Annotated in this window: 16 protein-coding genes and 1 riboswitch; of the genes, 5 read left to right on the forward strand and 11 right to left on the reverse strand. The window is 69.8% G+C overall.

The window, feature by feature from the left end; all coding sequences use genetic code 11:
* Positions 1–25 precede the first annotated feature (25 nt).
* A complete protein-coding gene (groL, locus tag VT85_RS02885; protein ID WP_068410257.1) occupies positions 26–1,651 on the forward strand; it encodes a chaperonin GroEL in 1,626 nt (541 codons plus the stop codon).
* A gap of 434 nt (positions 1,652–2,085) precedes the next feature.
* Here the strand turns inward: groL and VT85_RS02895 are convergent, their stop codons facing one another.
* From VT85_RS02895 to VT85_RS02920, 5 genes are all read right to left on the reverse strand, one after another.
* Complete coding sequence (locus VT85_RS02895) at positions 2,086–2,811, reverse strand: EF-hand domain-containing protein (protein WP_082858314.1); 726 nt, start codon at positions 2,809–2,811, stop codon at positions 2,086–2,088.
* 620 nt (positions 2,812–3,431) lie between these two features.
* The gene (locus VT85_RS02905) at positions 3,432–3,668 is read right to left on the reverse strand and encodes a thioredoxin family protein (protein WP_068410269.1); all 237 of its coding nucleotides are present in this window, start codon (positions 3,666–3,668) and stop codon (positions 3,432–3,434) included.
* A complete protein-coding gene (gene arsA / locus VT85_RS02910) occupies positions 3,665–5,443 on the reverse strand; it encodes an arsenical pump-driving ATPase (RefSeq protein ID WP_068410274.1) in 1,779 nt (592 codons plus the stop codon). The genes VT85_RS02905 and arsA overlap by 4 nt, the downstream gene beginning before the upstream one ends.
* A 16-nt stretch (positions 5,444–5,459) precedes the next feature.
* Positions 5,460–5,870 carry an arsenite efflux transporter metallochaperone ArsD gene (arsD, locus tag VT85_RS02915; protein ID WP_068410277.1) on the reverse strand — a complete coding sequence of 137 codons (411 nt, stop codon included), beginning with the start codon at positions 5,868–5,870 and terminating at the stop codon, positions 5,460–5,462.
* Between the two features lie 67 nt (positions 5,871–5,937).
* Complete coding sequence (locus VT85_RS02920; protein WP_068421291.1) at positions 5,938–6,195, reverse strand: ArsR/SmtB family transcription factor; 258 nt, start codon at positions 6,193–6,195, stop codon at positions 5,938–5,940.
* Positions 6,196–6,618: 423 nt separating this feature from the next.
* On the opposite strand from VT85_RS02920, the gene VT85_RS02925 reads away from it, so the two are divergent.
* The gene (locus tag VT85_RS02925; protein ID WP_068410280.1) at positions 6,619–7,536 is read left to right on the forward strand and encodes a cobalamin-binding protein; all 918 of its coding nucleotides are present in this window, start codon (positions 6,619–6,621) and stop codon (positions 7,534–7,536) included.
* 107 nt (positions 7,537–7,643) lie between these two features.
* Here VT85_RS02925 and VT85_RS02930 read toward each other — a convergent pair whose 3' ends face one another.
* On the reverse strand, positions 7,644–9,269 hold the full coding sequence (locus VT85_RS02930) for a hypothetical protein (protein ID WP_068410284.1): 1,626 nt from the start codon (positions 9,267–9,269) through the stop codon (positions 7,644–7,646).
* Between the two features lie 523 nt (positions 9,270–9,792).
* Positions 9,793–10,362, reverse strand: coding sequence for an elongation factor P (locus VT85_RS02935; protein ID WP_068421294.1), 570 nt, complete (start codon positions 10,360–10,362; stop codon positions 9,793–9,795).
* Positions 10,363–10,724: 362 nt separating this feature from the next.
* Here VT85_RS02935 and VT85_RS02945 point away from each other — a divergent pair, with 362 nt between their 5' ends.
* The 3 genes from VT85_RS02945 to VT85_RS02955 all read left to right on the forward strand — a co-directional run bounded on the left by VT85_RS02945 (position 10,725) and on the right by VT85_RS02955 (position 14,460).
* Positions 10,725–11,306 (forward strand): PEP-CTERM sorting domain-containing protein, encoded by a 582-nt coding sequence (locus VT85_RS02945; RefSeq protein ID WP_156512644.1) that lies wholly within the window; start codon positions 10,725–10,727, stop codon positions 11,304–11,306.
* Positions 11,307–11,486: 180 nt separating this feature from the next.
* Positions 11,487–11,576, forward strand: a riboswitch (S-adenosyl-L-homocysteine riboswitch).
* A gap of 19 nt (positions 11,577–11,595) precedes the next feature.
* Positions 11,596–13,020 carry an adenosylhomocysteinase gene (gene ahcY / locus VT85_RS02950; protein WP_068421297.1) on the forward strand — a complete coding sequence of 475 codons (1,425 nt, stop codon included), beginning with the start codon at positions 11,596–11,598 and terminating at the stop codon, positions 13,018–13,020.
* Between the two features lie 138 nt (positions 13,021–13,158).
* Entirely contained in the window at positions 13,159–14,460 is a 1,302-nt protein-coding gene (locus tag VT85_RS02955; RefSeq protein ID WP_068410293.1) for a DUF1015 domain-containing protein, read from the forward strand.
* Between the two features lie 222 nt (positions 14,461–14,682).
* Here the strand turns inward: VT85_RS02955 and VT85_RS02960 are convergent, their stop codons facing one another.
* The 4 genes from VT85_RS02960 to VT85_RS02975 form a co-directional block, all read right to left on the reverse strand.
* On the reverse strand, positions 14,683–15,477 hold the full coding sequence (locus tag VT85_RS02960) for a hypothetical protein (protein WP_197491061.1): 795 nt from the start codon (positions 15,475–15,477) through the stop codon (positions 14,683–14,685).
* Complete coding sequence (locus VT85_RS02965) at positions 15,455–16,816, reverse strand: HEAT repeat domain-containing protein (RefSeq protein WP_156512645.1); 1,362 nt, start codon at positions 16,814–16,816, stop codon at positions 15,455–15,457. The genes VT85_RS02960 and VT85_RS02965 overlap by 23 nt, the downstream gene beginning before the upstream one ends.
* Before the next feature lie 452 nt (positions 16,817–17,268).
* Entirely contained in the window at positions 17,269–18,243 is a 975-nt protein-coding gene (locus VT85_RS02970; RefSeq protein WP_156512646.1) for a Zn-dependent dipeptidase, microsomal dipeptidase, read from the reverse strand.
* A gap of 21 nt (positions 18,244–18,264) precedes the next feature.
* Complete coding sequence (locus tag VT85_RS02975; RefSeq protein ID WP_068410311.1) at positions 18,265–19,875, reverse strand: hypothetical protein; 1,611 nt, start codon at positions 19,873–19,875, stop codon at positions 18,265–18,267.
* Between the last annotated feature and the right edge of the window lie 90 nt (positions 19,876–19,965).

The following is a 19,965-nucleotide window of genomic DNA, read 5'->3' on the forward strand; positions in this document are numbered from 1 at the left end:
CCTTCGTTGTGGAGATGAAGCCAACATGGCTGCCAAGATGATCGCGTTCGATCAGGAAGCGCGGCAGGCGATGCAGCGCGGGGTGGCGAAGCTCGCCCGCGCCGTCAAGGTGACGCTCGGCCCCCGCGGCCGCAACGTCATCATCCAGAAGTCGTTCGGCTCGCCGACGGTCACCAAGGACGGCGTCACCGTCGCCAAGGAGATCGAGCTGGAAGACAAGTACGAGGACATGGGCGCGAAGATGGTCAAGGAGGTCGCCAGCAAGACCTCCGACGTCGCCGGCGACGGCACGACCACGGCCACCGTCATGGCCGAGGCCATCTATAACGAGGGGCTCAAGGCGGTCGTCGCCGGCGTCAACCCCCTGCTCCTCAAGCGGGGCATGGACCGCGCCGTGGTCGACGTCGTCGCCGAGCTGCACAAGCTCTCGACCAAGATCTCCGACAAGAAGGAGACCCAGCAGGTCGCGACCGTCGCCTCGAACTTCGACGAGGAAGTCGGCTCGATGATCGCCGAGGCCACCGAGAAGGTCGGCAAGGACGGCGTCATCACGGTCGAGGAGGGCAAGACCCTCAAGACCGAGGTGGAGTGGGTCGAGGGGATGCAGTTCGACCGCGGCTACCTCAGCCCCTACTTCGTCACCAACCCCGCCGGCATGACGGCCGTCCTGGAGGACGCCTACATCCTGATCCACGAGAAGAAGATCTCGTCGGTCAAGGACCTCGTCCCGGTCCTGGAGAAGGTCGCCCAGACGGGCAAGCCGCTCCTGATCATCGCCGAGGACATCGAGGGCGAGGCCCTGGCCACCCTGGTCATCAACAAGCTCCGCGGCACCTTCCGCTGCGCCGCCGTCAAGGCCCCCGGCTACGGCGACCGCCGCAAGGCCATGCTCGAGGACATCGCCGTCCTGACCGGCGGCAAGCCGATCTTCGAGGCCCTCGGCGTCGAGTTGGAGAGCGTCACGCTCGAAGACCTCGGCCAGGCCAAGAAGGTCGAGATCGACAAGGACAACACCACGATCATCGAAGGCGCCGGCACCGGCGACTCGATCAAGGGCCGCATCGAGGCCATCCGTCGCGAGATCGCCGACACCAAGAGCGACTATGACCGCGAGAAGCTCGAAGAGCGCCTCGCCAAGCTCGCCGGCGGCGTCGCCAAGATCAACGTCGGCGCGGCCACCGAGAGCGAGATGAAGGAGAAGAAGGCCCGCGTCGAGGACGCCCTGCACGCCACCCGTGCGGCCCTCGAAGAAGGCATCCTCCCCGGCGGCGGCGTCGCCCTGCTGCGGGCCGCCTCGCTCGTCAAGCCCACCGGCCTCGCCCATGACGAGCAGGTCGGCTACAACATCATCCTCCGCGCCACGGCCGCCCCGCTGACGCAGATCGCCGAGAACGCCGGCCAGGACGGCGGCGTCGTCGTCAGCAAGGTCCGCGAAGGCAAGGGCAACTTCGGCTACGACGCCCTGAAGGACGAGTACGTCGACATGGTCAAGGCCGGGATCATCGACCCGACCAAGGTCACCCGCTCGGCCCTCCAGCACGCCGCCAGCGTCTCCACCCTGCTCCTGACCTCCGACGCCCTCATCGCCGACGCCCCCGCCGACGGCGAGAAGAAGGGCGGCGGCCACGGCGGTTACGAAGACATGTATTGATCGACCCCGTCGATCGATCCATCCGCGAGCAAACCCGAACGGGGGCCGGCCACGGCCCCCGTTTCTTTTTTGACCGTCCCGAATTTCGCCTCGCGCCCTGACAGGGTGATGCTCGTGATCCCCCGAGGCACGGACTCGCATTTCCAGAATCGGGACGTCTCGCGAACCGTCCTCACCTCGCGAAGTTCCTCGCCGCGACCCTTGAGCCGTCGTTCGGGCAGCGGTTCGCCGTCACCGCCGAGCCGAAGCCCGAAGCCCTCCATCGGGTCGTGAAGGAGCTCGAGCCACCCAGCAAGAGGCGTCGCGAGAGGACCCCGAAGTCGACGAGGGCTTCCGTCCGAGTCGGCCGGAAGCCCTGGAATCAGCGCTATTTAGGCTTCGGTCGGCCGAGTCGTCGCTTGGCTCATCGCCGGGACGAGTCGAGGACGCGAGCGTTATTTGGGCTCTTCTTTCGGGCCGACCTTCTCCGAGACCTTGGAGTCGACCTGCGGCGTCGAGTCCGGGCCCGCCCGGCCACCGGGTCCCGGCATCTCGTCGCGGTCGATGAAGCCGTCCTTGTCGGCGTCGAGGCGGTCGAACATCGCCTGGTGGCCCTTGGCGAACTCCTCGCGAGTCACCTCGCCGTCGCCGTCTCCGTCCATCATGCGGATCATGCCCATGCCACGACCCGGGCCGGCGCTGGAAACTTCGTCGCGGCCGACCTTGCCGTCCTTGTTCCCATCGAGGCGGTCGAACATCGCCTGGTGGCCCTTGGCGAACTCCTCGCGGGAGACCCTGCCGTCCTCGTCGGCGTCCATGCGAAGCAGACCCATGCCCATGCCGGGACCCGGGCCGGGCCCTCCGCCCGCTCCAGGGCCTGGGCGGGGCATCTCGTCGCGGCTGATGAAGCCGTCCTTGTCGGCGTCGAGGCGGTCGAACATCGCCCGATGGGCCTCCATGAACTCGTCGCGGGAGACTTTGCCGTCCTTGTCGCCGTCCATCATGCGGAGCATGCCCATGCCCATGCCCATGCCCATGCCCATGCCCATGCCCATGCCGGGTCCCGGGCCAGGCCCACCGCCACGTCCACGACCTGGCCCCTGCTGAGCGAGGGCCGTCATCGACAGGGCGAAGGCGGCCAAGCCCACCGCGACGGCGACGCCGAAGGTACGCTGTCTCATGAGGGTCTCCTTTCGTAGCCGGCTGAACGCAATCCGGGGTTCCGGGAGACACGGTCTTCCGAACCCTGTCGCCATTGTCTCTCTTACCCCCATTCCGTGGAATAAGGCTGTACGTGATTTCTTGATTTACTGGCGATTCAATATCTAAAAATCTTGAATCGAGAGGGTCGTGAAATCCGCCTCGTCGGGAAGCGCAGGGGCCTCTCGACTCCCCCCGCCTTCACTTCGACATGCTTCGGCAACGCCCCGGGAAGCCGAACGCGAGGCCGACGCACCGGGTCGACGGAACCCCCGGGCAGCGGGCGTCACCTGTCCTGGACCGCCGTTTCCAGGGCCGGCTTCGCCATCGACGGCTTGTAACCGTCGTCGAAATCCTCGCACTCCAGGCACCGGTCCCCTCGGTCCATGTCCGCTGGGACGGAGCGAGGACCGCCCCCTTCGCGGATGGAAGCGAGCTCTTCCGTCGAGTAGCCGAAGGCTTCCGCCACGGCCCTGACGCCCGCTTGGTCGTTCGACGGCCCGCTCGTCGCGACCGAACCTTACCTCGACCGAACCACCTCGACGACTTCTTGCGTCATCCTTCGTTCCTCTTCTCGGGCTAGGCGGACCTCGCTCGTCGTTCAACCGATGAGCTTCCGGATTTCGTCCGGGCTCAACACCCGGCCGCAGGCCTTCACCTCGCCGTCGACGGCGAGGGCCGGCAGGGCCCGGACGCCGTCGAAGGCGAGGATGTCGGCGATCTCCTGCACCTTGACCACTTCGCCTTCGACCCCTGCGTCCGTCACCGCCTGCTCGGCGTTGGCCGCGAGCGTCCTGCACTTCGAGCAACCGGCGCCCAGGACCTGGATCTTCCTCATCGCAACGCCTCCTGTTTTCGAACGCGTTCGGACTCCGGCTCCGACGGGAGCCCGGCCCCGTCGGATTGCCAGGGGACCAGGGCCGTGCGGGGGCTCAGGCTCTCGGTGACCTCGCGGAGGAAGGCCCGCTCGTGGAGCTTGCGCGACCTGAGCACGACGTCGGTAATGGGCAGGGGGCTCAAGCTCTGGTTGACGACCCAGGCGAAGGGCGTGATGCCCGCGCGCAAGAGGTCGCGCTGGAGCGAGGCCGCCTCGTGGACGGGAGTCGCCTCGGGCAGGGTTACGATCAGGACCTTGGTGAACTCGGCGTCGCGGAGCCGCGGCAAAAGTTCGCGGACCGACTCGGGCATGGCGCTCAGGTTCCGCAGGACGTCGCGGTGATAGGCCTCGGTGGCGTCCAGCAGGAGGAGCGTGTGCCCGGTGGGAGCCGTGTCGAGCACGACGAATCCGGCTTTCCCGCGGTCGACGGTGCGGGCGAAGGCGCGGAAGACCGCGATTTCCTCGGTGCACGGGGATCGCAGGTCCTCCTCAAGGAGGGCCTTGCCCTGCTCGTCGAGGTCCTTGCCCGCCGTCGCCATCACCTCGGCCGTGTAATCCGCCGTCTCCTTCGCCGGGTCGATACGGCTCACCGAAAGGTTGGGCACGCGGGAGCCGAGCGTCTGGTCGAGATGGGCCGCCGGGTCCGTGGTCGACAGGTGCACCGTGTGGCCGAGCCGGGCGAGGGTCACCGCCAGTCGTGTGGCGACGGTGGTCTTGCCGACCCCGCCCTTGCCCATGGTCAAGATGACGCCGCGGCCTCCGCGTGTGAGCTCGGGGATGAGCGAGTCGAGCGGCGGCGGTAGGCCTTGCGAGCCCTGTTCGCCCGGCGGGGTCGGGGCGGGGCCGCCGAACGAGTCGGGGGCGTTGAGGGCGCGCAACGCCGACACCCCCACCAAGCCGTAGGGGAGGAGCCGCACCTCATGCCGAGGGAGGCGGGCCAAGCCTTCCGGCAGCTCCATCAACGCCGCCCGGCCTCGGGCCTCCATCGCGGCGGCCGTGGCGTCGCTCGAGTCGCTCGCGCGGAAGACGCCGTTCAAGACGAGCCGTTGATTCTTGACGCCCAGCTCCGCGAGCTCGCGGCTCGAGCGGTCCGCCTCGAGAAGGGCCGCCTTCTCGGGCCGACTGACGAGCACGAGGGTCGTCGCGTCGCCGTCGGCCAGGACTTTCAACGCCGCTTCGTAGAGGGCCCGCTGGGCCGCGAGCCCCGAGAGCGGCCCCAGGCACGAGTTTCCCCCCACGTTCGCGTCGAAGAAGACGGTCCAGGCCGCCGGCAGTCTCAGGAGCCTCAGCGTGTGGCCCGTCGGGGCGGTGTCGAAGAGGACGTGGTCGTACTCGGCGGTGGCCGAGGCGTCGCCCAGGAGCTTCGAGAACTCGTCGAACGCCGCGATTTCCGTGGTGCAGGCCCCCGAGAACTGCTCCTCCATGCTCCGCACGGAGGCGTCGGGGAGGACGCCGCGATACGGGCCCACCATTCGCTCGCGGTAGGCGTGCGCCGCGGCCTCGGGGTCGATGTTCATGGCGAACAGGTTCGCCACCCCCGGCACCGGCGCGGGGGCCGTGCCCAGCTCGACGCCGAAGACCTCTCCTAGGTTCGAGGCCGGGTCCGTGCTCACCAGCAACACCCGCTTGCCGCCTTCGGCGAGCCCCACGGCCGTGGCACTGGCGACCGACGTCTTGCCGACCCCCCCCTTGCCGGTGAAGAACAGATTTCGCGTCACGGGACCGGGAACGATCATCGCGCACCTCCGAAAGTCAGCAGCACCGACCCGAGCTTCCAGTAGCCCCGCCGATGTCGACGACGCGGGGGGAACAACATGAGGAGGCCGCTTCCTTCGGTGCTTCGCCTACCGCTTCCGCAGCAGCGAGGCCGGAGAGACGGGCGAACTCGGCGCGGTCCGGGTAGGTCCCGCGTGAGACGACCTCGCCGTCGACCAGGACCAGCGGCAGGCAGTCGTTGCCGTGCTCGCGGAGGGCGGCGGTCACCGTCGGGTTCGAGGCGAAGGCCTGCGGCTGCTGGGCCAGGTTGTAGCGTTCGACCTCGACCCCCTGACGCTTCAGCCAGTCGAGATCGGCGGACACCCGCGGCAAGGTCGGGTCGACCGCGGGGCCGCAGACGCCGGTCGAGCAGCACATCGGGGGGTCGTAAACGGCGAGCTTGGTCATGGGACTCTCCTGATGGGTTCGTTAATCGTCGATTGACGATGAAAACGAGCAAAAAAACTCCGGCGTCTCAAAGCCCGGAGATTAGGTTCTTGAGCCGCTCCAGGACCTTCGGTTCCACGCAGTAGCAGACCCGCGGCCCATCGATCGTGCCCCGGACGAGCCCCGACTCCTTGAGCAGCTTGAGGTGCTGAGAGACGGTCGATTGGGCGAGCGGCAGGTGCTCGACGATGTCGCCGCACATGCACGAGTCCTGCAAGAGCAGGAAGCGGACGATCTGGACGCGGGCCGGGTGGCCCAGCGCCTTGGCGAGCGTGGCCAGCTCCACGTCGGACCGTCCGACCTCCTCGGTCGAGACGTTACGACCCTTGACGGTTGAGCAGCACTTGTCGTCCACAGGCGCCTCCTTTTCTCTTATCGTTAATCTACGATAGGCGATTTATGCGTCTCTGTCAAGTCCCTGAGATCGGCGGCATCCTGCACGTGCCCCTAACCGGCTGGAAGCCAAGAAGTTCGGGGATGGTCGCCGAGGTCTCGACGCCGGAGGAAGAACGGCCCCGGGGATCCGGGCGGTCGGTTTTTGATGCGTCCCACCCTCGACGTGAACCCGACCACGCGGGACGTCCGGCTTTCGGGATGGAATCGGGGAGCCAGGCCGGGGCTGAACGTGCGAGGATGCGGGAGAGCCGACGCGCCCCCGGTGGGTGGGGGGCGTCGTGCGGCCGATCGTCACCCGAACCACGGACTTGCCATGAGGATCGTCAGCCTGCTCCCTTCGCTCACTGAACTGGTCCATTCGCTGGGGAGGGGAGGAGACCTCGTCGGCGTCACACACGAGTGCGACTATCCGACGGGCGTGGAGGCGCTTCCCTGGTTGACGCGGAGCCGCATCCCGACGGCCGCGTCGAGCGCCCAGATCGACGCCCTGGTGGCCTCGGAGCAGGGGGGGCTTTACACGCTCGACGAGGCGAAGCTCGCCGAGGTCGCGCCCGACCTGATCCTGACGCAGGAGCAGTGCGACGTCTGCGCCGTCAACGAGGCCGTCGTCAGGCGCTCGGCCATGAAGCTGCCGAGCCCGCCTCACGTCGAGAGCGTCGATCCCCGCTCGCTCGACGGCGTCTTCGCGATGTTCCGCCGGGTCGGCGAGCTGCTCGACCGGCGCGACGAGGCCGAGGCGCTCGTCGCCGGGTTCGCCGAGACGACCCGAGCCATCGCCTCCCGCCTCGATCCGGCCCGCCCGAAGCCTCGCGTCCTGCTCCTCGAATGGATCGACCCGCCGTACGGTTCCGGGCACTGGAACCCGGAGATCATCGCGAGGGCGGGGGGCGTCGAGGTGATCGGCCGGGCCGGCGAGCGTTCGCGACGGGTCGCCTGGGAGGAGGTCGCGGCGGCCGAGCCGGACGTCATCCTCGTCTCGCTCTGCGGCTTCCCGCTCGGCCGGGCGGAGTTCGAGCTGCAAGCCGTCGTCGAGCTTCCCGAATGGCGGGGACTCCCGGCGGTCCGCGACGGCCGGGTCGCCGTGGTCGACGGCTCGGCCTATTTCTCGCGTCCCGGCCCCCGACTGGAGACGAGCCTGCGGATCGCCGCCGCCGCGATCCACCCGACCCTCTGCCGCGACCTGGCCCCGCCCGAGGGGGACGGCTGGTGGTTCCTCGCGCCGCGGCCCTGAAGAGACTCGAGCGTTTCGAAACGCGAACCGGCCGCCGCGAGCCCTGGAGCTTGCGACGGCCGGTCGAGGTGAACAGGTCGGCTCAGGGCCGATCGCGTCGGATCAAATCAAAGGCCGCTGAGGTCGGCGGCGGTGACGCGGACGCCCTTCTTCAGGCCCAGCTCCTTGACGACCTCTTCGGTCGCCGGGACGGTCATGCTGCGGCGGGGCGAGATGCAGATGCCGGACAGCTCCTTGGGCTGCTCGTCTTCCGCCTCGACGCCGGCGATGGCCAGGCCGTTGAGGATCAGCGGCGAGGCGTTGTCGATGCGGACCCGGTAGGTCTGCTTGCCCTTGACCCGCTCGCCACGGGAGAGCTGGGTGCGGACCAGGCGATTGAGCACGCCGCCGGCCAGCTCGTCGGCGAAGGCGGCGGAGTCGAACTTGCCGTCCTTGGTCGCGACCGGCAGGGTGAACTTGCCGAACGGGACCCACGACTGGGCGGTGCTGTTGCTGGAGGCGACCTGGACGATCGCTTCCTTGCCTTCGATGCGGATGCGGCAGGCGACCGACGGGCCGGCGGGCTCGGCGGGGACGCCCTCGCGGGCCCAGAGGCCGAGGACCGGCTTGTCCTTCAGGGTCTTCGTCAGCTCGGCGGCCGTCGCCTCGGACTCGGCGCCCTTGGCGTCGACCTGGAACAGCAGCTCGCCCGTCTCGTCGTTCGGGAGGGTGTCGAGCTTGTCGACGAAGTCCTGGGCCAGGGTCAGCTCATACTCGTAAGCCTTGCCCCGACGCTCGGCGAGCTGGGCGATGACGTCCCACTCCAGGCCCTGGGCGATCCGCCACATGACCATCTGCGAGACCGACTCCGGCGCCTTGACCGCCGCGAGCCGCTTGAGCGCCTTCTGAACGCGGGCGTCGCTGTTGGCCTGCGAGACGTCGCCGATCCGGAGCTTCTCGCCCTCGGCCGCGAGGCGGACCGAGCCGTCCTCGTTGGGGGCTTCCAGGCTGACGAGCCGGGTGGGGAGCTTCCGGGTCTGGCCGGGCTTCAGGGCCGCGAACGGGAGGCCGGTCGGGGGGACCGACCGCATGCCTCCGCCCATGCCGCCCATGCCGCCCATACCCCCCATGCCGCCGCCCATGCCGCCCATGCCGCCGCCCATGCCGCCCATGCCTGACATGAGGCTGCGCTGGTCCCAGCTGTCGTAGTCGCCGCAGAGGGCCATGATCAGGCGGGCGAGCATCATCATGCCCATCATGGGAGGCATGGTGCCGGACCGCATGCCGCCGCCACCCATGCCGCCGCCCATGCCGCCGCCGCCCATGCCGCCGCCCATACCTCCCATACCGCCGCCGCCCATGCCGCCGCCCATGCCGCCCATGCCGCCGCCCATGCCGCCCATACCGCCGCCGCCCATGCCGCCCATGCCGCCCATCATCTGACCGGCGGCTCCCTGGGCGACGAGGCCCGGCGGGAGGACGACGTTCAGCTGGCGCTTGGACTTGTTGGTGACGGTCATGGTCATGCGACCGTCGCCCAGGCCCTCGGCGTCGACGTCGACGAGGCCGTCGCGGAGAGCGTCGAGGAGGTTGACGGCCGGGACTTCGGCTTCGGCCTTGGTCTGGGAGGCGTCGGGGGTCGGCCGGGGATTGGCCGTAGCCTTGGGATCGTCGGCCCTCGCCGGGACGATGGAGGTCCCCGCCAGGAGGAGGCCCCCGGCGAGCAAACGAACGTGCAACCGAGATGTGGACATGGGAAAACGCCCTTCCGTTCGAATGGCCCGGGAGAGCCGCACGCCGCGGCCGTCCGCATGATGAAGGGGTGGGAAGCAGGCCGCCGGTCGGGCCGGGGGCCTGGCGTCGCACCATCGCGGACACGGCTCAGGTTGATCGTCGTCCCGGAAAGATCGTGTGAGGACTCCGCGATACTCGATAACCGCGACAACCGGCGACGCCCGCCGGGTGGGTCGGGGGACGGCCGCGGCGGCCGGCCCGCCCTCGGCGGACGGATTCGGATTGGGTCGAAGCTCAGCGCCTGCGTGATCAGGTCTAGGGAGAGAGGATCCGGGACGCGTTCATGACGCGGCGGAACCGTCTCATCACTTTCCAGTTTAACAGACGATTTCCAGCCGGCTCCTATTCGCACCGATTCTCCAGTCCCCCGGCGGCGGTTCTAACGTCCGAGGCCGCGTGAGACGGTCGGCGAGTCCCGGCGGGTTGCGTCGCCGGGTCGTCGTGCGGGAGTCTTGCGGGCGGGAGGACGGTCGGGCGATCCGGTCAGCTGGCGCGGCCGAGGTACTCGCCGGTCCGGGTGTCGACCCGGACGAGGGCGCCGGGCTCCATGTGCTCGGGGACCTGGATGGTGTGCCCGGTCGAGAGGGTCGCAGGCTTGGTTCGGCCGGTCGCCGAGTTGCCCCGGACTCCCGGCGCGGTGTCGGCGACGGTCATCTCGACGGTGTCGGGCAGGTCGATGGCGATGATCTCCTCATCGACCACCAGCGCCTCGACCCCTTCCATGTTCTCGATCAGGAACGGCAACTGGTCGGCCAGGTCGTCGGCCCGGAAGGTGAACTGCGAGAAGTCGGCCGAGTCCATGAAATGGAGCTCGTCGGCGTCCCGGTAGAGGTACTGGATCGGCTTGCGCTCGAAGCTCGACTCGTTGAGGGCGTCGGTCCCCCGGTACGACTTCTCGACCCGGTTCTTGGTCTTGAGGTTGCGGGCCTTGACCTTGTAGAGCGTCGCGGCGCCCCGGGCCGAAGGCGTCTGGACCTGGATCTGCTCGATCATGTGGGGGGCGCCGTCGATCTCGACGACCATCCGACGCTTGAAATCCTTGGCGGGCACCACGGCGGGAAGACTCCCTTGGACGGGGACGAAAGGTGGGGCGACGACCGGCCCCATCGGCCGGCGACGGTCGGACATTTTACCCATGCGCCGGGAGGGCGGTCAAAACCGGCTCGTGGACCGGCTGCGTGCCCCGAAGGTTGCAATCCGCGTTTCCACGCCGCATCCGCGCGTTGTTTTTTTGGCATGATCGGAAGAAATCGTCGATCTGAAGCACGGCAGCCCCGATAATCGCGAACCCAATCTTGTCCGCTTGCGTGCGAATGTGGTCGAACGCGCAAGCACCCCGGTTCGCTTCATACCATCCTTTCATTCCGATCGTGAATCGAATAGCAGGTACGAGGACCTAACGGGAGATCTTATTGATGAGCATGAGGATGATTCGGTACGCCATCGCCGTGGTCGCGCTCGCGACCTTGTCCGTCGGGCGCGGCGAGGCCGGGATGGTGACGTTCGAGTTCGCGGGGGGGAGCGGCGCGTCCGCGTTCACGGGGACGTTCTGGTACGATCTGGACACGCCGGACCTGATCCCGAGCCCGAACTCGGGCATTTACGAGCCCTCGGCCGCCTTCCCCATGGGCTTCAGCGTCGTGGGGCCCACCGGCTCCTACTCGGCGGTCGCCGACACCGGGACGATCGTGGTCACGCACTACGGCTCGATCGAGATCAACCTGTTCAGCAGCGACGGCGGCGAGTTCTACCTGAACGGCGTGAGCGACCAGTGGCTGCCCGGCGGCCCGGACGACCTCCCGGCGAGCTTCGACCTCTCGTCGAGCATGTTCCCTCCCACGGTCGCCGTCATCGTGAGGCGTCTCGGCCTGCGTGAGGAAGGCGAGGTGACGTCGTTGAGGGTCGCCACGACACCCGTGCCAGAGCCGGCTTCCCTGGCGATGGCGACGGTCGGGGCCCTCGGCCTGCTCGCGCTCGCCCGAAGGCGTTCGGCCTGACGACGCCCGCGGACCGACATCCCGACGGACGCCGGAGAGCGGCCCCAGCGGTCGCTCCCGCCGTCTCGCCCACCGGCCCGCTTCGCCTTGTCTCGGGCCGCCTGGATCTGGTATTAAGGAAAGCGTTCGGAAGATGTTCCAAGACGGAGGCCCGTCGACAGTCGGCGGGCCGACGCCATTCCCATCGAGGGGCGCTGCGACGGTACGCTTGGGCGTTCCTGCCAGGCTCGATGGGGTGGATCTTCCGATCTGCAACGGCGCCCGTTCATCGTTTCAGGAGACTTTGAACGTGACCGCCGTCGCCCAGAAAGCCGCTCCCGCCGCCAAGGATTTCCACGTCGCCGACATCTCCCTCGCCCCCTGGGGCCGCCGCGAGATCGCCATCGCCGAGACCGAGATGCCCGGCCTCATGGCGATCCGCGAGGAGTACGCCGCCCGCCAGCCCCTCAAGGGCGCCCGGATCACCGGCTCGCTCCACATGACCATCCAGACGGCCGTGCTGATCGAGACGCTCAAGGCGCTCGGCGCCGAGGTCCGCTGGGCCTCGTGCAACATCTTCTCGACCCAGGACCACGCCGCCGCCGCCATCGCCGACGCCGGCATCCCCGTCTTCGCCTACAAGGGCGAGTCGCTGGAAGAGTACTGGGATTACACCCACCGGATCTTCGAGTGGGCCGACGGCGGGCACTCGAACATGATCCTGGACGACGGCGGGGACGCCACCCTGCTGCTCCACCTCGGCGCCCGCGCCGAGGCCGACCCCTCCGTCCTCGCCAAGCCCGGCAGCGAGGAGGAGCGCGTCCTCTTCGCCGCCATCAAGAGCCGCATCGCCTCGCAGCCCGGCTGGTACGCCAAGAACCTCGCCGCCGTGAAGGGCGTCACCGAGGAGACCACCACCGGCGTCCACCGCCTGTACCAGATGCACAAGCGCGGCGAGCTGAAGTTCCCCGCCATCAACGTCAACGACTCGGTCACCAAGTCCAAGTTCGACAACCTCTACGGCTGCCGCGAGTCGCTGGTCGACGGCATCAAGCGCGCCACCGACGTGATGATCGCCGGCAAGATCGCCGTCGTCGCCGGCTACGGCGACGTGGGCAAGGGCTCCGCCCAGGCCCTTCGCGCCCTCTCCGCCCAGGTCTGGATCACCGAGATCGACCCGATCTGCGCGCTGCAGGCCGCGATGGAAGGCTATCGCGTCGTCACCATGGAGTACGCCGCCGACAAGGCGGACATCTTCGTGACGACCACCGGCAACTTCCGGGTCATCAACCACGACCACATGGCCAGGATGAAGGATCAGGCCATCGTCTGCAACATCGGCCACTTCGACAACGAGATCGACGTGGCGTCGCTCGAGAAGTACACCTGGGAAGAGATCAAGCCCCAGGTCGATCACGTCATCTTCCCCGACGGCAAGCGGATCATCCTGCTGGCCAAGGGCCGGCTGGTGAATCTCGGCTGCGGCACCGGCCACCCCTCGTACGTGATGAGCTCCTCGTTCGCCAACCAGACCCTCGCTCAGATCGAGCTCTGGCAGCACAACGAGAAGTACCCCGTCGGCGTCTACGTCCTGCCCAAGAAGCTGGACGAGCACGTCGCCCGCCTGCAGCTCAAGAAGCTGAACGTTCAGCTCACCGAGCTGACCGACGAGCAGGCCGCCTACATCCACGTCCCCAAGGAAGGGCCTTACAAGTCCGACCAGTACCGCTATTGATCGGCATCCCTGGGCGGCGGAGGGGCCAGGCGCCCCGCCGCCGCGCCCTCCAGGCCGCACGCCCCGTAGCCGCGCCGCGGCGCCGGGGCGTCGCGCATTCCCCCATCCCCCCGTCCCCTTCCGAGGAATAGATCCGAGATGCCCGACGTGCGTGCCTTCCGCGGCGTCCGCTACGATGTGGCCCAAGTCGGCGCGATGTCCGACGTCATCGCGCCGCCCTACGACGTGATCGATGCGGCCCTGCAAGAGAAGCTCTACCAGGCCAGCCCGTACAACAGCATCCGCCTGGAGCTGAACCGCCCCGAGCCCGGCGACTCCGAGGCCGAAAGCCCCTACACCCGCGCCGCGAAGTTCCTCCGCGAGTGGCAGCGCCAGGGCGTCCTGCGGGCCGACGACCAGCCCGCGTTCTACGTCTACGAGCAGACCTACCAGGTCGAGGGCCAGACCCACGTCCGCCGGGGGTTCTTCGCCCGCGTCCGGCTGGAGCCGTTCGGCGAGGGGAAGATCTTCCCCCACGAGCAGACGCTCGCCGGCCCCAAGGCCGACCGCCTCGCGCTCTACCAGGCCACGGGCTTCAACCTCAGCCCGATCTTCGGCCTCTACCCGGACTCGACCAACGAGGTCCTCCGCAAGGTCGAGGAAGGGATCCGCGACAAGACCCCCCTGGTCGCCGAGGACCACCTGGGCGTCACCAACAAACTCTGGCTGTCGACCGACCCCGCCGTCCTCTCGGCCGTGGGGGGCCTGATGGGCCAGAAGCCGGTCTTCATCGCCGACGGCCACCACCGCTACGAGACCGGCCTGCGGTTCCGCAACGAGAAGGAAGCCGCTGGCGAGCTGTCCGGCCCCGACGATCCGGCCAACTTCTGCCTCATGATGCTGGTCTCCATGAGCGATCCGGGCCTCCTGATCCTCCCCACCCACCGGCTTGTGAAGGGCTTCCCCGGCCTCACCGCCGAGGAGCTGACGAACCGGCTCGCCCCCGAGTTCGAGCTGCAAGACCTGGGCGAAGGCGACGCCGGGCTCGAAGCCGCCGCCCTCGCCACCTCCGGCAGCGGCGAGCAGGACGTGCTGGCCTTCGGCACCGTCGCCGACGGCAAGTGGACCCTCGCCCGACTCCGCTCCGACGCCGTCATGGACCGCCTCGCCCCCGACCACGGCGCCGACTGGCGCTCCCTGGGCGTGAGCATCCTCCAGGTCCTCGTCCTCGACCACCTGCTCGCCCCGCTGGCGAAGGATCGCTCCACCCGCTACGTCCACCTCGCCGGCGAGGTCCGCGACGAGGTCGCCGCCAAGGGCTGCGACCTCGCCTGCCTCGTCCCCCCCGCCAGCATGGAGCACGTCGAGGCCATCGCCTCGGCCCTCGAAACCATGCCCCCCAAGAGCACCTACTTCTTCCCCAAGCTGCTCACCGGACTGGTCTTCAACCCGATCCGCTGAGGTCCCTCCCAAACTCCGGCCTCGGGCCGTTCACGTCCTTCCCCCCTCGCGGGGGAAGGTGGCCCGCAGGGCCGGATGAGGGGGAGACGAGCACGATGGCCGCCGGCGTCATCTGAGGCCGGCCTGCGAGATCCGAGGGCGTCCGTGCTCCTCTCCCCCATCCGACCCCTGTGGGGGGGGAGGCGTCGGATTGATCGCTTTTCGACATGGCACCAAGCGAGTTCACTCCGCGCGGCGGATCGTCTCGGCGAGGATCGCGATCGACGTGGCCTCGCCCGTCGCCCCGCTCCGATCGGGCTTCCCTTCCTCCCCGCGTCGAATCTCGACGAAATGGGCGACGCCTCCGTCATTCGACTGGGCCGACCACAGCCGCTTCCTCATGCCATCGACAGACGCGCCGATCTCCGCCTCCATCCCCATCAAGCGGATCGCGTAGAGCAGCACGCCCAGCTTGAACGACGCATTCCGGCACGACGGACGCACGCCCTTCCGGAATCGTTCCCAGTCCTCTCTGTCGGCGTGATCGACGAGGATGCCGGAGTCGGCGTCCCAGAAGATCGGGTCGTCAGGACCGTCCTTGCGAACCACGCCGACGATGCGGCGGCGGGCCTCCTCGGTGCGTCCCTTCCAGAAGTCGTGGAGCGCCTGATAGACCGCGTGCTCCGCGAACAGCGTCGGATGGCCCGCCTCGTATCCCGCATCCCAGCGCTGGCGCATGACCCGGACGTCGACGGTCCGTCCCCCCGCCACGGGAAAGACCCCCAGCGAATGGCCATGCACGGGGTCCTCGTCGTCGGAACGATGGAGCATCCGCTCGACGGGGTGGAACAGCACGTCCTGGAGCCCGTTCCCGGTCCAGTCCAGGGATTGCAGGGTTCGCGACAACTCGGCCGACGCGGCGGCGTCGATGGGCCGGAGCGCCTCGGCCGACCAGAGGGTGTCGGTGATGAGATAGCCCGCAAGCCGCTTCGGGTCGTCGGGGTCGAGCGTCGGATCATTCCAGGCGACGACGTGCAAGGGCCGCGCCTCGCCCGGCCGCTCGAAGCTCACGACGTGGCGCTTGAGCCACCCCGCCGCCCGGATCGTCCGGTCGTGCGTGATCGGGTTTTCGGGGACCTGGAAGGCGACGGCATCGCGCGGTTCCAGGGCCGTCGCGGTCGCGACCGTCGCGAGCAGGGCCAGAAACGCCAGCGGCCGGAGCCCGCCCGGAAAGGCGCGGCCCGGCCGACGATGGGCGGGGGAGGGAGGTTTCAAGGTCGACTCCGCGAGCGGACTCATCCGGGAATCGGCGACGGCGGCGGGGGGGGACGCGGTCGCCGTCGGCCGGCGCTGCGTCGTCGAACTCGTCCGGTCCTTCGAGCGGGAGCGCCTCGGTCCGGGCCTTGGGCTTCCACTGGAGTGGCGCGTCAGCGCCCGGCGCGGGGGGCTTCGGAACCGGCCGCCGCGAGGTCGCCGGGGCGGCCGACGAGGCGGTGCGCGAGCGGGGCTCGACCCAGGATTCGACGACCGTCCCGGTCTCGACGGGGGGTGGCGAAGCGGCGACCACCGCGCGGTGGCTGCGGGCGACGTGGAGCGCCTGCGCCGCGGCGTCGCGGACGGCGTCCTTCTTCTCGTAGACGACGCAACGCCCGAGGACGGCCTCGGCCTCCGGGCCGCCGATCTGGCCGAGGGCCGTCGCGGCGGCGGTGCGGACGCCGGTGTTCCAGTCGTTCTTGAGCGCGTCCGTCAGCGCCGGGATTCCGCGAGGGTCGCCCAGCAGGCCGAGCGATTCAGCCGCCTCGCGCCGGGTGCCGCCGTGCAGGCTCTGGAGTCGCTGGGCCGCCAGCGCGACCGGATCGAGCGGGTCGACGGGCGCGGCGACGACGACCGGTTGCTCGACGACGACCGGCGGGGGAGCGGCGATGTAAGCCGGCTGCTCGACGACCATGACGGGCGGCGAGGCCACCACGACAGGCGGCGAGACCGCCGCGCGGACCAGCGGCGCGGCGATCGCGGCACCGGTCAGCGCCCCCAGCCCGAACGAGACCGCCGGCCAGGCACCGGACCCGCCGTGCGAATGGCGAGGAGGCCCGTACCACGGCGAGGGGCCGCCGTATCTCGGCCCAGGCCCGCCCCGAAACCCCGGCGCGGCCGAGGCGTGGACGCTCCGCTCCAGCGTCCCTCCCGGTCGGCTGACCTGAAGCCGGCGGTCGATCTGCCCCCCGCCCCGGCTGACCGACAGGTTGCGCTCGAGCGTCCGACCGCCCGGCCCGGTGACCGAGACGTTCCGCTCGCGGCTGACCGACTGCGCCGTCGCGTCCCCGACCACGCACCAGCCGACGAATCCACCCAAAGCGAGATTCAGCCACCGGCTCAAGACTCACCTCCCTGCGCTCAGGAACTTCGCCCTCGCCATCCCATCACAGTCGGCGATCGGCCGTCCCGTCCGTGAGCGATTGTCGCCGCCCCGTCCGTTTTGTGAAGTTCAATCCGCGAGGAGACCCAGGCGGCAGCCGCCGTTCGCGATCGCGGGATAAGGTGCATCCTCTAGATTGCGGGGTTGCGCTCCGGCGTGCCACCGGGGTTGCTGGATTCCGGAGGTTTTCCCAGGAGGAGTGGAGACGTCGTCGATGGGTCCGCCCAGACCATGCGAGGGATTCCTCCCCGCTTCAATGCGACCGAAGCACCATGAAAAACGCCGAACGAACCCAATCTCGGACGGCTAAAAATGGCGATAAAAGCATTGGGATCATGGTCTTGCGTCGATTGGCTTCGGTTTCCCGGTGGCCGAACGAACCCAATCGCGGCCCACCGGGACCAACACCGGAATCAAGCCTCGTCGCCGCTCGCGCCGGCGGTCGCGAGGAGGAGGCGGCGGGCGTTTTCGGCGAGCAGGAGCGGGGCGGTCTCCGGCGGGAAGGTCTGGGCGACCCAGGCTTCGAGCTTCTCGACGTCGGCCAGTTCGGCGGGGACGGTCTCGAGCCCGAGGTAGTCGGTCGCGACGCCGATCCCTTCGTAACCGGCCCGGCCTCGGAAGGGGAGGGCGGCCAGGTCTTCGATGGCGGCGCGGAAGGCTTCGACCGTGGGGCCGGGACTGACGCCGAGGGTCACGCCCAGCGCCCGGAGTCGGCGGGGCAGGTCGGGGCCGAGGGGTTCGACAGGGCCGTGCGAATGCATGAGGGGGAGCCGATCCGACCGGCCCGCGTCGGCCTCGAACCAGTCGAGGATCTCGCCGATGGCGCGGGCATTCGCGCCGGACAGGTCCAGGGCCGGTCGGGGACCTTCGGCCGGGGCCAGGTCGAGGAGCCGTTCCAGGAAGGCGCGGCCCAGCTCGGTCAGGCCGCGGTCGTCGCCGGGCTCGCGCGAGCCGCCGAGGAGGCCCGAGGCCGCGTCGATGGGCCGAAAGACGCGGACCCCGCGTTCGAGCAGGCTCGGGAGCCGATCGAGATCGGCGGTCGTGCGGACGAGATGGCCGAGGCCGTCGACGGCGAGCGAGCCCCAGCAGAGGAAGCCTTCGGGCTCGGCCCGCCAGCGGGCGGCGTCGTCCGGGCGGCCGAGCAGGCGGCCGGAGAACTCGGCCTCGTGGCGGGCGATCATCTCGCCCAGGGCGCGCCAGGGATCGGCCTGCCCGGCCCAGTCGGACGGCTTGCGGCGGCAGACCAGCACGGCCAGCGAGGTCCCCATCAGGTAGCCGTCCAGGCGAGGCACCCGGCCGGGGATCTCGGCGTAGGCGGAGGGGTCGTACTGGCTGCTCTCGGCGGCGTACTGGAGGGCCCAGTCGCACCGCAGGTCGATCAATCGCATGGACGTCTCGCCGATCAACGATCAGGGGGCTTCCGGCGGGGCCTGGGGGACGCGTTCCAGGAACCGGGCGACCGACCGCCGGAGGTCTCCCCAGCGTATCACGTCCCACGCCCGGCCGCCCTCCCAGCCCCCCCGCCAGACGACGGGGGCGGACTCCGCCAGCGTGGCCGCCAGCGGCGAGGCCGGGTCGTCGCCGCCCGGAATCGGCAGCCCCGCGCGGCCCGGCCAGAAGACGCCCGCCCGCCCGACCGGCCGACTTTCGTCCCCGCCGATGAGCCCCGCGACCGATCGTTCGGGAGCCTGGGCCGATTTCAGGGCCGTCGCGACGGCCCCCTCACCCCAGCCGACCAGCACCGTCGTCCCGCTCGCGACCGCCTCGACGGGGCGTCCCGACGCCCGGCCCAGCGTCGCGACCGCCTCGGCGGGGCCGTTCGCCGGCCTCGATCCGCCGAACAGCGGCGCCAGGGGGAGCACGACGCGTCTCAGGATCGAATCGGCGTCTTCCGATCGGTCCGTGTGCAGGGCGAGGAGGGCCCCCGAGGTCGTCCCCGGCTTCTCCGGGTCGGCGAAGGTCGCGAGGCTCGCCCCGCGAAGCAACGGCCAGAGGTCCGCTTCAAGCCGGACGCCCCGGACGGTCGCCAGCAGGTTGAGCCGGACGCGGAGCGGCTGGAGCTGCGCCCGCGCGGGGTCGGCCCGATCGATGCGATCGACCACGTCGAACAGGGCGTCGCGGAACGCCGGCTCGCGGCCCAGCGCCAGGGCGACCGCCGCCTGCGTCGAATCCGACGGCATCCAGGCCAGCCATGCCGGGTCGATCGGCGGCGTCTTCAGCAGCGCGGTGGGCCGGGCCGGATCGAACCGCGAGGCCAGGTCGAGGCCCAGGTGATCGTCGCGCAGGCTCAGGAACCCGACGACCGCCTCCAGGCCGGTCGACTTCGCCGCCGCGAGCAATCGGGACGGATTCGGGGCGGCCCGGAAATCGCCCGGCAGGCGGCCCGGCTCGAAGACCAGGCGGAAGCCGGAATCCTCGGCCGTGAGCGGGAGCAGGTCGGTGGGCTCCTCTTTCGGTCCGAGGGGGGCTCGCAGCCGGGCGAGGGCCTCGGCCAGCTCGGGCCGACGGCTGCCGAAGACCGTCCCGCCCGGCGACACGGCGGCCATCGCCGCGCCCGGACCTCCCAGCCGTTGGACGGCCAGCGGCGGCTCGCCCAGCGGGGGCTCGTCGGCCCCCCCGGAGAGCCGGAGCGAGGTGACTAGGGCGGCGATCTCGCCGCCGTCGTGGGGGACCGTTGCGAACCACTGCCAGCCATCGGCGAGGTCGAGGCCGGCGACCAGCTCGGCGTCCTGGAACGCCCGCCACTCGGCGGTCATCTCGGGGTTGAACATCGCCGCGACCGCCTGGATCGGCTTCCCCAGCGCGTTGGCGTCTCCCGTCGCGCGCCGCCAGGCCGCCATCGCCGCCGCCGGATGCGCCGCGCGGGAGCCTTCGAACAGCCGGATGACCGCCTCGGCCTGCTGATCCGGCCGCACCGCCCGTACCACGATGGCCGGTTCCACGGCCCCGTCTTCCGCGAGGGCCGCCGTCGCGACCAACAGCAGCGCCAGCGTCGCCAGCTTTCCGCGTCCACGCCCCATGCGTCGTCCCACCCTCAATGAATCGTCCCTCACGCCGTCCCCTGGTTTCAGTCCGGCCATTCTACCGGCCCCTCCGCCGCTTTCCCAGGA

It is taken from the genome of Planctomyces sp. SH-PL62 (genome assembly GCF_001610895.1).
Classification (GTDB): domain Bacteria; phylum Planctomycetota; class Planctomycetia; order Isosphaerales; family Isosphaeraceae; genus Paludisphaera.

Bases quoted from the DNA above. Each gene is read 5' to 3' on its own strand.
- groL (WP_068410257.1), top strand. From the start codon at position 26: ATGGCTGCCAAGATGATCGCGTTCGATCAGGAAGCGCGGCAGGCGATG.
- VT85_RS02895 (WP_082858314.1), bottom strand. From the start codon at position 2,811: ATGAGACAGCGTACCTTCGGCGTCGCCGTCGCGGTGGGCTTGGCCGCC.
- VT85_RS02905 (WP_068410269.1), bottom strand. From the start codon at position 3,668: ATGAGGAAGATCCAGGTCCTGGGCGCCGGTTGCTCGAAGTGCAGGACG.
- arsA (WP_068410274.1), bottom strand. From the start codon at position 5,443: ATGATCGTTCCCGGTCCCGTGACGCGAAATCTGTTCTTCACCGGCAAG.
- arsD (WP_068410277.1), bottom strand. From the start codon at position 5,870: ATGACCAAGCTCGCCGTTTACGACCCCCCGATGTGCTGCTCGACCGGC.
- VT85_RS02925 (WP_068410280.1), top strand. From the start codon at position 6,619: ATGAGGATCGTCAGCCTGCTCCCTTCGCTCACTGAACTGGTCCATTCG.
- VT85_RS02930 (WP_068410284.1), bottom strand. From the start codon at position 9,269: ATGTCCACATCTCGGTTGCACGTTCGTTTGCTCGCCGGGGGCCTCCTC.
- VT85_RS02945 (WP_156512644.1), top strand. From the start codon at position 10,725: ATGAGCATGAGGATGATTCGGTACGCCATCGCCGTGGTCGCGCTCGCG.
- VT85_RS02955 (WP_068410293.1), top strand. From the start codon at position 13,159: ATGCCCGACGTGCGTGCCTTCCGCGGCGTCCGCTACGATGTGGCCCAA.
- VT85_RS02970 (WP_156512646.1), bottom strand. From the start codon at position 18,243: ATGCGATTGATCGACCTGCGGTGCGACTGGGCCCTCCAGTACGCCGCC.
- VT85_RS02975 (WP_068410311.1), bottom strand. From the start codon at position 19,875: ATGGGGCGTGGACGCGGAAAGCTGGCGACGCTGGCGCTGCTGTTGGTC.